This window comes from Pseudescherichia sp. AS216 (genome assembly GCF_037152055.1).
GTDB lineage: Bacteria > Pseudomonadota > Gammaproteobacteria > Enterobacterales > Enterobacteriaceae > Pseudescherichia.
Genome location: NZ_JBBCMV010000001.1, coordinates 543,483 through 556,710 on the forward strand (window position 1 = coordinate 543,483; position 13,228 = coordinate 556,710).

Below are 13,228 nucleotides of genomic sequence, written 5' to 3' on the forward strand. Positions count from 1 at the left end.
ATGCTCAACCAGGAACTGGAACTCAGTTTAAATATGGCTTTCGCCAGAGCGCGCGAGCACCGACATGAGTTTATGACCGTAGAGCACTTATTGCTGGCTCTGCTCAGCAACCCATCGGCTCGCGAGGCGCTTGAAGCGTGCTCTGTCGATCTGGTGGCGCTGCGTCAGGAACTCGAAGCCTTCATCGAACAAACCACACCGGTGCTGCCCGTCAGCGAAGAGGAGCGCGATACGCAACCGACGCTCAGCTTCCAGCGTGTACTGCAGCGCGCGGTATTCCACGTTCAGTCCTCCGGCCGCAGCGAAGTGACCGGCGCGAACGTCCTGGTCGCCATCTTTAGCGAACAGGAGTCTCAGGCTGCCTATCTGCTGCGTAAGCATGAGGTGAGCCGTCTCGACGTGGTGAACTTTATCTCCCACGGCACGCGGAAAGATGAACCGAATCAGGCTTCCGATCCCGGCAGCCAGGCAAATCACGAAGAGCAGGCAGGCGGGGAGGAACGTATGGAAAACTTCACCACCAATCTCAATCAGCTTGCTCGTGTCGGCGGCATTGACCCGCTGATCGGTCGCGAAAGGGAGCTTGAGCGAGCTATCCAGGTGCTGTGCCGTCGCCGCAAAAACAACCCGCTGCTGGTGGGTGAGTCTGGCGTCGGTAAAACGGCGATTGCCGAAGGCCTTGCCTGGCGTATTGTGCAGGGCGATGTGCCGGAAGTGATGGCCGACTGCACTATCTACTCGCTGGATATTGGCTCGCTGCTGGCCGGCACCAAGTACCGCGGTGACTTTGAGAAACGTTTCAAGGCGCTGCTGAAGCAGCTCGAACAGGACAGCAACAGCATTCTGTTTATCGACGAGATCCACACCATTATCGGGGCGGGTGCCGCGTCGGGTGGACAGGTTGATGCCGCAAACCTGATCAAACCGCTGCTCTCCAGCGGCAAGATCCGCGTGATGGGCTCTACCACCTATCAAGAGTTCAGCAACATCTTTGAGAAAGACCGTGCTCTGGCGCGTCGCTTCCAGAAAATTGATATCACCGAGCCGTCTGTCGAAGAGACGGTACAGATTATCAACGGCCTGAAGCCGAAGTATGAAGCGCACCACGACGTGCGTTATACCGCGAAAGCGGTGCGTGCGGCGGTGGAGCTGGCGGTGAAATACATTAACGACCGCCATCTGCCGGATAAGGCTATCGACGTGATTGACGAGGCCGGAGCGCGTGCGCGTCTGATGCCGGTTAGCAAGCGTAAAAAAACCATCAACGTGGCGGATATCGAAACGGTGGTGGCCCGCATCGCACGTATTCCTGAGAAGAGCGTTTCCCAGAGCGATCGCGATACGCTGAAGAGCCTCGGCGAGCGCCTGAAAATGCTGGTCTTTGGTCAGGATAAAGCCATTGAGGCCTTAACCGAAGCCATTAAGATGAGCCGCGCCGGACTCGGTCAGGATCACAAGCCAGTAGGCTCGTTCCTGTTTGCCGGACCGACCGGGGTCGGTAAAACCGAAGTCACGGTTCAGCTCTCCAAAGCGCTGGGTATCGAGCTGCTGCGCTTTGATATGTCCGAGTATATGGAGCGTCATACCGTGAGCCGCCTGATTGGTGCGCCTCCGGGATACGTAGGTTTCGATCAGGGCGGTCTGTTAACGGACGCGGTGATCAAGCATCCGCATGCGGTACTGCTGCTCGATGAGATCGAGAAGGCGCACCCGGACGTCTTTAACCTGCTGCTGCAGGTGATGGATAACGGTACCCTGACCGATAACAACGGGCGCAAAGCGGACTTCCGTAACGTGGTGCTGGTGATGACCACCAACGCCGGGGTACGCGAAACCGAGCGTAAATCTATCGGCCTGATCCACCAGGACAACAGCACCGATGCGATGGAAGAGATCAAAAAGATCTTTACGCCGGAGTTTCGTAACCGTCTCGACAATATTATCTGGTTCGATCACCTCTCTACCGAGGTTATTCATCAGGTGGTGGATAAGTTTATCGTCGAGCTTCAGGTGCAGCTGGATCAGAAAGGCGTCTCGCTGGAGGTCAGTCAGGAAGCACGCGACTGGCTGGCAGAGAAGGGTTACGATCGCGCCATGGGTGCACGTCCAATGGCACGCGTGATTCAGGACAACCTGAAAAAACCGCTGGCCAACGAGCTGCTGTTTGGAACGCTGGTGGACGGTGGTCAGGTGACGGTCGAGCTGGACGCCGAGAAAAACGAACTGCTCTACGACTTCCAGGGTGCGCAAAAGCACAAGCCGGAAGCGGCGCATTAATCTCTCATTTATGCCAATAAAAAAGGCCGGGATAGTTCCCGGCCTTTTACTATTCATAATCTGTGCAATTACCGCACAGTAGCGATGCGATTAGCGACTACGGAAGACAATGCGGCCTTTGCTCAGGTCGTACGGGGTCAGCTCAACAGTCACTTTGTCGCCCGTCAGAATGCGGATATAGTTTTTACGCATTTTACCGGAGATATGCGCAGTTACCACGTGACCGTTTTCCAGTTCTACGCGAAACATGGTATTAGGCAACGTATCAAGTACGGTACCCTGCATTTCAATATTGTCTTCTTTGGCCATCTAGTCCTCGGGGGTATCACTACCAAAATTTTTGAACCGGCAAGATAATGCCGAAGTTCGTCTGTTAAGTAAAGATTTGTGCTGATAAAACGCAGCAAAGTAACCTTGGCGTATTACCCTCGCGCCAGCGAAGCGGCGCAAAACGCGCAAACCTAAAGGGGAGCGATAAGATAAACGATGGGCGTTACCTGATTCGAGCTATTCCCAAGCGGCGGCGGGGCAACAGGCAGAAGCTACTCTGCGCCGCTATTATAGCACTCTGAAAGAAAATATGCCGAAAACATTCATAGGGCTGGCATAAATAAGGTGCGCGGCAGCCAGCAACGTGGAGAAAGCGGCTGATGACGCAGGCGCTCCAGATGCTGAAGGTAGTCCCGACGCGGCATTTCACCCACCCCCAGCGAGGCGGTATGCTCGTTCAACACCTGACAGTCGATCAGCTCGCCTCCCTGGCGCAAGAACTCCGCGCAGAACACCAGCAGAGCGGTCTTCGAGGCGTTGACCCGGCGGCTAAACATGGATTCGCCGCAGAACAGCGCCCCCTGAGCAACGCCGTACATGCCGCCAACCAGCTCCTCTCCCTCCCAGACCTCAATTGAATGAGCATGGCCCAGCTCGTGCAGACGCAGGTAGGCCAGCACCACTGCGGGGGTGATCCACGTTCCTTCGTTGCGATCGGCCGCGCAGCCGTCGATCACCCGGCTAAAATCGTGGTTCAGCGTCACGCGGTAGGGCGAGTTTTTATGAAAGCGCTTCATGCTGCGGCTGACGTGAAAGCGGGCAGGCCACAGTACCGCCCGGGGATCGGGGGACCACCAGAGGATCGGATCGCCGGGAGAGAACCAGGGGAAGATGCCTCGCTGATAGGCCATCAGCAGGCGAGCCGGACTGAGATCGCCTCCCAGCGCCAGCAGTCCATTGGGTTCACGCAGCGCGCCCTCAGGGGAGGGAAACGCAAGCGAGTGATGAGATAGCTGAGCCAGGCGCATAGCGATAACGCTCCGCAACGCAACAATAGTTAATCCATTGAACCAGGCACCCTGTGCCTGGTCAGTCCTCTACAGCCGTTGCTTAAACTGGTAATAACGACCCTGTTTGGCCAGTAACGCTGTATGATTACCTTGCTCAATTATTTGACCATTGTCCATCACAATAATGCGATCGAAACGCGATAATCCACGCAGGCGGTGGGTCACCATCAGCACGGTTTTGCCCTGGGTAACGCGCTCAAGTAAATCAAGAATTTGACGCTCGGTGGTCGCATCCAGCCCTTCGGTAGGCTCATCCAGCAGCAGCAGCGGCGCATCATGCAGCAGCGCACGCGCTACCGCCAGCCGCCGCAGTTCGCCGCCGGAGAGTTGACGGCCACCTTCGCCGAGCCAGCTGTTTAGCCCGCTCTCGTCCAGCAGCTTCTCCAGCCCCACCTGAGCGAGCACCGCCGCGAGGGTGTCATCCGTTGCCCGCGGCGAGGCCAGCAGCAGGTTATCGCGTAGGGTGGCGCTAAACAGATGCACGCGCTGAGGCACGACGCTAACTGCCGCCCGCAGGGCGGATTCGCTCAGGGACGCAAGCGGCTGGCCGTTAAGGGCAATCTCGCCTGCGGCAGGATCCCAGGCGCGCGTCAGCAGCTGCAGAAGCGTGGATTTACCGCAGCCGGTGCGTCCCAGAATGGCAACGTGCTCCCCGGCGTTGATCTGTAATGAGAGGTCGTCCAGCGCCTTTTGCGGCTGCTGGGCATAGCTAAAACTAACGTTAGTCAGGGTCAGCGCCACCTGAGCAGGCGGCGGCGTCTGGTTTTCACTGAAGCGCACCTCGGGAGGATGCTGGGTAATCTGCGTGATCCGCACCGCAGAGGCAATGACCTGCCCCAGATGCTGAAACGCCCCCGTCACCGGCGCCAGCGCCTCAAAGGCAGCCAGCGCACAGAAGACAAAGAGCGCAATCAGCGCCCCCGGCTGGGTATCACCCCCGACGCCACCCGCCGCGAGCCACAGCATGGCGAGGACGGCGACGGCGTTGATCAGCAGCATCACCGCCTGCGACAGCGCGGTAAGCTCTGACTGACGGCGCTGGGCATCGTGCCAGCTTAGCTCGGTGTTCTCCATCTGCGCCCGGTAGCGTTCGCTTGCGCCGAAAATCGTCAGCTCCGCCTGGCCCTGCAGCCAGCTCGTTACCTGCTGACGATACTCGCCGCGCAGGGTAGTCAGCTTCTCGCCGGTGGGTTTCCCGGCGCGATAGAACAGGGGCGGGAGCAGCAGCAGCGTCAGCAGCATGATACCGCCAAGGGTCAGGGCCAGGCTGACATCCAGAATGCTCAGGCCTATCGTCACCACCACAATGGTCACCAGCGCCCCCACCAGCGGGGAGATCACCCGCAGGTAGAGATGGTCCAGAGTATCCACGTCCGCCACGATGCGGTTAAGCAGATCGCCCTGGCGAAAGCGCGCCAGCCCGGCGGGGGAGAGCGGCAGCAGCTTGCTGAAGGTCGAGACGCGCAGATGCTGAAGCACGCGGAAGGTCGCATCGTGGCTCACCAGCCGTTCGAAGTAGCGTCCTGCCGTACGGGTAATCGCCGCGCCGCGCACCCCGGCGGCGGGGAGCATGTAGTTAAAGCTGTATAGCCCGCTCACGCCAACGACCGCCGAGGCGGAGAGGAACCAGCCTGAGAGCGTGATCAGGCCAATGCTCGCCAGCAGGGTGACGATTGCCAGCACGACGCCCAGCGTCAGCAGCCAGATGTGGCGCTTATAAAGCGCAAGAAAAGGGATAAGCGCGCGCATTTAAATCTCCTCCTGACGATGAGCGAGCAGGGCGGCAAAGGTCCCGTTGGCGGCGGAAAGCTCGGCAAAGGTACCCTGTTCGACAATCGACCCATCCTGCATTACCCAGACGGCATCCCAGTCGGCAAGCCCCTCCAGCTGGTGAGTGACCATCAGCGTGGTCTGGCGCAGGGAGGCGGCGTTTAATGCCTGCATCACACGCTGTTCGCTGTGCGCATCCAGGCTGGCGGCAGGCTCATCTAGCAGCAGCAGCTGGCAAGGGTTGAGCAGGGCACGCGCCACTGCCACCCGCTGGGCCTGGCCGACCGAGAGCCGTGCCGCCTGATCGCCAACCGGCGTGTCGATGCCCTGCGGCAACAGCGGCAGGAATTCACTCACCCAGGCGCTATCCAGCGCGGCGTTAAGCTCCGCTTCGCTGGCATCGGGACGCGCCAGCAGCACGTTTTCACGCAGCGTGGCCGCCGGAAGCTGCGGGTTTTGTCCCACCCAGCTCAGGCGCTGACGCCAGGCCGCGGGGTTAAGATCGCGCAGCTCGGTACCGTTAATCTGCAATGATCCCCGGTAGGAGAGGAAGCCGGAGAGAGTATTAATAAGCGAGCTTTTACCCGAGCCGCTCTGACCTACCAGCACCACGCGCTGGCCTGCGGGCAGGGTAAAGTTCAGCGGACCGGCCAGCACCGCACCTTCCGGCGAGGTGATCCAGAGATCGCGGGCACAGAGGCCGATGCCGTTGCTATCGTCAGGCACTGCCTCACCACGCTCTGGGTGGGCGAGCGGCGTCTCCAGGAAGGTTTTCAGGCTATCCGCCGCGCCAACGGCCTGCGCTTTCGCATGGTAAAAGGTGCCTAAATCGCGCAGCGGCTGGAAAAACTCCGGGGCCAGGATCAGGGCCAGAAAACCAGAGAACAGCGTTACGCCGGTGCCATAGTGGCCGAAGTTCAGCTCACCAAGGTAAGAGAAGCCAAAGTAAACCGCCACCAGCGCAATGGAGAGCGAGGTGAAGAACTCCAGTACACCAGAGGAGAGAAACGCCAGACGCAGCACTTCCATGGTGCGGCCGCGAAAATCTTCCGAGGCTTTACGAATATTATCCGTCTCTGCCGCACCGCGGCCAAAGACGCGCAGCGTCTCCATTCCGCGCAGGCGGTCGAGAAAGTGGCCGCTCAGGCGGGCCAGCGCCTTGAAGTTGCGACGGTTAGCATCGGCGGCACCCATGCCTACCATCGCCATAAAGGTGGGGATCAGCGGGGCCGTGGCCAGCAGGATCAGTGCCGCAACCCAGTTAAAAGGGAAGATGACAATCACAATCAGCAGCGGCACGCTCACCGCCAGCGCCATCTGCGGGAGGTAGCGGGCGTAGTAGTCGTGCATATCGTCAATCTGCTCAAGGATCAGCGTGGCCCAGCTGCCAGCCGGTCGCCCCTGGATCCAGGCGGGCCCAGCCTGCTGCAGGCGGTCGAGCACCTGGCGGCGGATCTCATACCGGATGTGCAGGCCCGCGTGAAAGCCGACGCGCTCGCGCAGCCAGACCACCCAGGCGCGCAGGACAAACACCAGCACCAGCTGGACAAACGGCAGCAGCAGCGCCTCGCGCGGAATATTTTCCATGATCAGGTAGTTGAGAATGCGCGCCAGCAGCCAGGCCTGGGCGACAATCAACAGACCGCTAGCCAGGCCCAGCAGGCGTGACGCCAGCAGCCAACGGCGGGAGAAAATACTTTGCTGTTTTAACCAGCGGGTTAATTCTTGTTGACGGGTTTTATTCATTGCGCGCTTAGCAGGTGGCTTGTCAGATTTTTGTGCTGCGCAATGTTACAACGGGATAAAAATAAAGGCGACTTATAGTCGCCTTTTTTACCTTTGTTACTGACTTGTAAAGATTATTTAGACAGTTCAGCCAGTCCGTCGAGATAGCGCTCTGCATCAAGCGCGGCCATGCAGCCGGTGCCCGCAGAGGTGATCGCCTGACGGTAGATGTGATCCATAACGTCACCCGCAGCAAACACGCCTGGGATGCTGGTCTGGGTGGCATTGCCATGAATACCGGACTGTACCTTGATGTAGCCGTTTTCCAGCTCTAGCTGACCCTCAAAAATTGCCGTGTTCGGGCTGTGGCCGATGGCCACAAACAGGCCTGCAACCTCTAACGACTCTACGTTGTCGGCATTCTGCGTATCACGCAGGCGCAGGCCGCTAACGCCCATCGGGTCGCCGGTGACCTCTTCCAGAGTACGATGGGTATGCAGCACGATGTTACCGCTTGCTACTTTGTCCATCAGACGTTTGATGAGGATCTTCTCTGCGCGGAAGGTGTCGCGACGGTGGATCAGGTGCACCTCAGAGGCGATGTTCGCCAGGTAGAGGGCTTCCTCAACCGCCGTGTTGCCGCCGCCAATAACCGCGACTTTCTGGTTACGGTAGAAGAAACCGTCGCAGGTGGCGCAGGCAGAGACGCCGCGGCCTTTGAATGCCTCTTCAGAAGGCAGGCCCAGGTAGCGGGCAGACGCGCCGGTCGCCACGATCAGCGCATCGCAGGTGTACTCGCCGCTATCGCCGGTCAGGCGGAACGGACGGTTCTGCAGATCGACCTTGCTGATGTGGTCAAACAGAATTTCGGTCTCAAACTTCGCAGCGTGCTCGTGCATACGCTCCATCAGCAGCGGCCCCGTCAGATCGTGCGGGTCGCCCGGCCAGTTTTCCACTTCGGTAGTGGTAGTCAGCTGGCCGCCTTTTTCCATACCGGTAATCAGTACCGGCTGAAGGTTAGCGCGTGCGGCATAGACCGCAGCGGTATAGCCGGCAGGTCCAGAACCAAGAATAAGCAGCTTAGAATGTTTAGCTGTGCCCATGAGATCCCCATTGTTGGTGGCAGAGACTGCTGTTGGCAGACAATGAGCAGGATTGTAGGGAATTTACGGCGTTAAAAAAAGAGCATGACGGTTTTGTTAACGATATGTGTAATAGGCGCGGCCAATGGCGTAGACCCTTTTACTCTCTGTGGCTATAACAAAATCTACTGAAATTGGTAGTGTTATAAGAAGATTACATGAGGTTTAGGGAGGGTCGATGATGAATATCTGGCATGTTGTACTAAAAAACGATGTTTTACTTTGACAATCCGCTGCGCATTTGCGAAAACATTCGAAGAAGACAAGAGCAGCGTTTCGCGCGTGGGACAATATCACGCATAAAGATGCCCCTAACAGGGCCAGTGAAATAGTACAGGGCGTGGACAGACACTCTGTGCAATCTTACTGGCTGCGGCTGGCAACCGTCTTCTTAATGCAGGCCCCGTTATGTTCCGCGCAAATAATGATAATGCGGAACGTATAGCGACGGGCAAAGACTCTGAACAGTGAAGTGCACAGGGTCAAGACAGGAGTAGGGAAGGAATACAGAGAGACAATAATAATGGTAGATAGCAAAAAGCGCCCTGGCAAAGATCTCGACCGCATCGATCGTAACATTCTGAATGAATTGCAGAAGGATGGACGGATCTCCAACGTCGAGCTTTCAAAGCGAGTGGGACTTTCTCCGACGCCGTGCCTTGAGCGCGTGCGCCGACTGGAAAGACAGGGTTTCATTCAGGGCTATACCGCGCTGCTGAACCCGCATTATCTGGATGCATCACTTCTGGTATTTGTTGAGATTACTCTGAATCGCGGCGCACCGGATGTGTTTGAGCAATTTAACGCCGCAGTGCAAAAACTTGAAGAAATTCAAGAGTGTCATCTGGTTTCCGGTGATTTCGACTACCTGTTGAAAACCCGCGTGCCGGATATGTCGGCCTACCGCAAACTGCTGGGTGAAACCCTGCTGCGTCTGCCGGGCGTCAACGACACGCGTACCTACGTGGTAATGGAAGAGGTCAAACAGAGCAATCGTCTGGTGATTAAAACCCGCTAACACGGAACAGGTGCAAAATCGACGCAGTTTGATTACACTCCTGGTAATCCATACAGCAGCAGTGTCAGGGCAACCTGACACTGTTCTCCGTTTTAGCATCAAGGACCTGGAGAGCCTTTCTTGAGCCAGGAATATACTGAAGACAAAGAAGTCACATTAACCAAGTTAAGCAGCGGACGCCGGCTCCTTGAGGCGTTACTGATACTTGTCGCCCTGTTTGCAGTCTGGCTGATGGCCGCACTGCTCAGCTTCAACCCTTCCGATCCCAGCTGGTCACAAACCGCATGGCACGAGCCTATCCATAATTTGGGTGGCGCGCCGGGCGCGTGGCTTGCCGATACGCTATTTTTCATCTTTGGCGTAATGGCCTACACCATCCCGGTGATGATCGTCGGCGGCTGCTGGTTTGCCTGGCGGCACCGCGCCAATGAAGACTATATCGACTACTTCGCCGTCTCGCTGCGTTTGATTGGCGTTTTGGCGCTGATCCTGACCTCCTGCGGGCTGGCCGCCATCAACGCCGATGATATCTGGTACTTTGCCTCCGGCGGGGTGATTGGCAGCCTGCTGAGCACTACCATGATGCCGCTGCTGCACAGCAGCGGAGGCACGATCGCGCTGCTCTGCGTCTGGGCTGCCGGGCTGACGCTGTTTACCGGCTGGTCGTGGGTCAGCATCGCCGAGAAGATCGGCAGCGTGCTGCTCAATATTCTCACGTTTGCCAGCAACCGTACTCGCCGGGATGATACCTGGGTCAATGACGAAGAGTATGATGACGAAGAGTATGACGACGAACAGGAGTACGACGAGCCTGCTGCACAACGGCGCGAGTCTCGCCGTACCCGCATTATGCGTGGCGTTCTCGCCCGCCGTAAGCGTGTAGCAGAGAAGTTTGCTAATCCGCTCGGCCGTAAAACCGATGCAGCGCTCTTCTCGGGCAGGCGCATGGATGATGAGGAAGAGGTGCAGTACAGCGCCCGTGGCGTCGCCGCCGATCCTAACGACGTGCTCTTCTCCGGCCACCGGGCCACCCAGAGCGAGCAGTATGACGAGTACGATCCGCTGCTGAATGGCCCGAGCATAGCAGAGCCGCTTGCCGCCGCCGCGCTGGCAACCGCCGATGCCCAGGCGCACGTTGCGCCATCGCAGCCGGTTATGCCTACACCACCGGTTACACAGACGCCGCCTGTCCCGGCCGCAGCGACCTTCTCTGAGCATGCACCTGAAACACAGTGGCAGCCTGCCGCTGCAGAGCCGCAGCAACACTATGTTCCGCCAATGCAGGCGCAGAATCCCCCCGAGATGCACGTCGCCAGCGTTGCGCCGGAGCCGGTCTGGTCTCCTGAGCCCGTCTGGCAGCAAGAGCCTGTCGCCGCTGCGCCCGCACCGATGCCGGAGCCTGCTGTGGCAGAGCCAGAGCCAGATCCAGAGGAAGAGGTTAAGCATACCCGTCCGCCACTCTACTATTTTGAAGAGGTTGAGGAGCGACGTGCCCGCGAACGTGAGCAGCTTGCTGCCTGGTACCAGCCGGTTCCCGAACCCGCTGCGCCAGAGCCGTTTGTTCCGTCACCCGCCGCGCCTGTGACGCCGCCGCCGGTTGCAGAGCCGACCTTTGCGCCAGCCATGCCCGATGTTAAACAGGCAGCAGCCGCAGTCACTGCCGTTGCCGCGTCCGCCGCTACGGCACCCGCGTTCGGCCTGGCCGACGGTGGTGCGCCGCGTCCGCAGGTTAAAGAGGGTATTGGTCCGCAGCTGCCGCGTCCGAACCGTGTACGCGTGCCGACCCGCCGCGAGCTGGCCTCTTACGGTATCAAGCTTCCTTCACAGCGTATCGCTGAGGAGCGCGCCGCGCGTGAAGCCGAGCTTCAGCAGCCTGAGCCGTTTGGCGATGACGAGGCGGATACGCTGCATCAGGACGAACTGGCGCGCCAGTTTGCCGCGTCCCAGCATTCACGCTATGGGGAAGAGTACCAGCACGAAGTGCACGCCGACCCAGTACATGATAATGCATGGCAGGATGAAGAAGACGATGCCGCCGAAGCGGAGCTGGCCCGCCAGTTCGCTGCCTCGCAGCAGCAGCGCTATTCATCTGAGCAGCCGCCGTCGGCAAATCCGTTCTCGCTGGCCGACTTTGAGTTTTCGCCAATGAAAGTGCTGGTAGACGATGGCCCGAGCGAGCCGCTCTTTACGCTGCCGCCGGAAGAGCCTGTTCAGCCGTCGGCTCCTGTGCAGCAGCAGTATCAGCAGCCTGTTGCAACCGCGCCGGTACAGCAGCCACAGCCGCACTACCAGCAACCTGTCGCGCCTGCGCCGGTACAGCCACAGCAGCAGTATCAGCCCGCGCAGCAGCCGACCGCCGCGCCTGTCGCGCCGCAGTCGGCTCCACAGGATAGCCTGATCCATCCGCTGCTGATGCGTAACGGCGACAGCCGTCCAGCCCAGCGCCCAACGACGCCGCTGCCGTCGCTGGATCTCCTGACCCAGCCGCCGTCGGAAGTGGAACCGGTAGATACCTTTGCTCTGGAGCAGATGGCGCGCCTGGTAGAGGCTCGCCTGAACGATTTTCGCATCAAGGCTGACGTGGTGAACTATTCCCCGGGTCCGGTGATCACCCGCTTCGAGCTTAACCTTGCGCCAGGCGTGAAAGCGGCCCGTATCTCTAACCTTTCCCGCGATCTGGCTCGTTCCCTGTCAACGGTGGCCGTCCGCGTGGTGGAAGTGATCCCCGGTAAGCCTTACGTGGGCCTGGAGCTGCCGAATAAAAAACGTCAGACCGTCTATCTGCGTGAGGTGCTGGACTGCGTTAAGTTCCGCGAGAGCCCGTCGCCGCTGACCGTGGTGCTGGGGAAAGATATCGCCGGCGATCCGGTTATTGCCGACCTGGCAAAAATGCCGCACCTGCTGGTCGCGGGGACCACTGGCTCGGGTAAATCGGTGGGGGTCAACGCCATGATCCTCAGCATGCTCTACAAAGCTTCGCCGGAAGAGGTGAAGTTCATCATGATCGACCCGAAAATGCTGGAGCTGTCGGTCTATGAGGGTATTCCTCACCTGTTGACCGAAGTGGTAACCGACATGAAGGACGCCGCCAACGCCTTGCGCTGGAGCGTCAACGAGATGGAGCGTCGCTACAAGCTGATGTCTGCGCTCGGCGTGCGTAACCTTGCAGGCTACAACGAGAAGATCGCGGAAGCCGCACGCATGGGTCGCCCGATCCCGGATCCGTACTGGAAGCCGGGCGATAGCATGGACGCCACCCATCCGGTTCTGGAGAAGCTGCCGTACATCGTTGTGCTGGTGGACGAATTTGCCGATCTGATGATGACGGTAGGTAAAAAAGTTGAAGAGCTGATCGCGCGTCTGGCACAGAAGGCGCGTGCTGCCGGTATTCACCTGGTACTGGCTACTCAGCGTCCTTCGGTGGATGTGATCACCGGCCTTATCAAGGCCAACATCCCGACGCGTATCGCCTTTACCGTATCCAGCAAAATTGACTCCCGAACCATTCTCGATCAGGGCGGCGCGGAGTCGCTGCTGGGCATGGGGGATATGCTCTACTCCGGGCCTAACTCCTCCTCAGCGCCGGTGCGCGTGCACGGTGCCTTTGTTCGTGACGAAGAGGTTCATGCCGTGGTGCAGGACTGGAAAGCGCGCGGTCGTCCGCAGTATGTCGAGGGGATCACCTCTGACAGCGAAAGCGAAAGCGGCGGAGGTGGGCTGGATTCCGGTGAAGAGCTGGATCCGCTGTTCGACCAGGCGGTCAACTTTGTCACCGAGAAGCGTAAAGCCTCAATCTCTGGTGTTCAGCGTCAGTTCCGCATCGGCTATAACCGCGCGGCGCGTATCATCGAGCAGATGGAAGCCCAGGGTATTGTCAGCGAGGCGGGCCACAACGGTAACCGTGAGGTGCTTGCACCACCGCCGTTTGAGTAGCGCTTTAGAGTGCAAATTTGGGT

Annotated in this window: 8 protein-coding genes; 3 read left to right on the forward strand and 5 right to left on the reverse strand. The window is 58.9% G+C overall.

Features of this window, described 5'->3' with window-relative positions; all coding sequences use genetic code 11:
* Nucleotides 1-2,277, forward strand: a complete 2,277-nt coding sequence (gene clpA, locus WFN61_RS02640; RefSeq protein ID WP_144813040.1) for an ATP-dependent Clp protease ATP-binding subunit ClpA — start codon at nucleotides 1-3, stop codon at nucleotides 2,275-2,277.
* A gap of 90 nt (nucleotides 2,278-2,367) precedes the next feature.
* Here clpA and infA read toward each other — a convergent pair whose 3' ends face one another.
* The 5 genes from infA to trxB form a co-directional block, all read right to left on the reverse strand.
* Nucleotides 2,368-2,586, reverse strand: coding sequence for a translation initiation factor IF-1 (gene infA, locus WFN61_RS02645; protein ID WP_002211347.1), 219 nt, complete (start codon nucleotides 2,584-2,586; stop codon nucleotides 2,368-2,370).
* Between the two features lie 284 nt (nucleotides 2,587-2,870).
* The gene (gene aat / locus WFN61_RS02650; RefSeq protein ID WP_257757062.1) at nucleotides 2,871-3,575 is read right to left on the reverse strand and encodes a leucyl/phenylalanyl-tRNA--protein transferase; all 705 of its coding nucleotides are present in this window, start codon (nucleotides 3,573-3,575) and stop codon (nucleotides 2,871-2,873) included.
* 69 nt (nucleotides 3,576-3,644) lie between these two features.
* Nucleotides 3,645-5,366, reverse strand: a complete 1,722-nt coding sequence (gene cydC, locus WFN61_RS02655; RefSeq protein ID WP_337037497.1) for a heme ABC transporter ATP-binding protein/permease CydC — start codon at nucleotides 5,364-5,366, stop codon at nucleotides 3,645-3,647.
* On the reverse strand, nucleotides 5,367-7,133 hold the full coding sequence (cydD, locus tag WFN61_RS02660) for a heme ABC transporter permease/ATP-binding protein CydD (RefSeq protein WP_337037498.1): 1,767 nt from the start codon (nucleotides 7,131-7,133) through the stop codon (nucleotides 5,367-5,369).
* Between the two features lie 113 nt (nucleotides 7,134-7,246).
* Entirely contained in the window at nucleotides 7,247-8,215 is a 969-nt protein-coding gene (gene trxB / locus WFN61_RS02665) for a thioredoxin-disulfide reductase (protein ID WP_312275095.1), read from the reverse strand.
* Nucleotides 8,216-8,777: 562 nt separating this feature from the next.
* Between trxB and lrp the strand changes: the two genes are divergently transcribed.
* Both lrp and ftsK read left to right on the forward strand, forming a co-directional pair.
* The gene (gene lrp / locus WFN61_RS02670) at nucleotides 8,778-9,272 is read left to right on the forward strand and encodes a leucine-responsive transcriptional regulator Lrp (protein ID WP_000228469.1); all 495 of its coding nucleotides are present in this window, start codon (nucleotides 8,778-8,780) and stop codon (nucleotides 9,270-9,272) included.
* A gap of 120 nt (nucleotides 9,273-9,392) precedes the next feature.
* Nucleotides 9,393-13,205, forward strand: coding sequence for a DNA translocase FtsK (gene ftsK, locus WFN61_RS02675; RefSeq protein WP_337037505.1), 3,813 nt, complete (start codon nucleotides 9,393-9,395; stop codon nucleotides 13,203-13,205).
* Nucleotides 13,206-13,228: the final 23 nt, after the last annotated feature.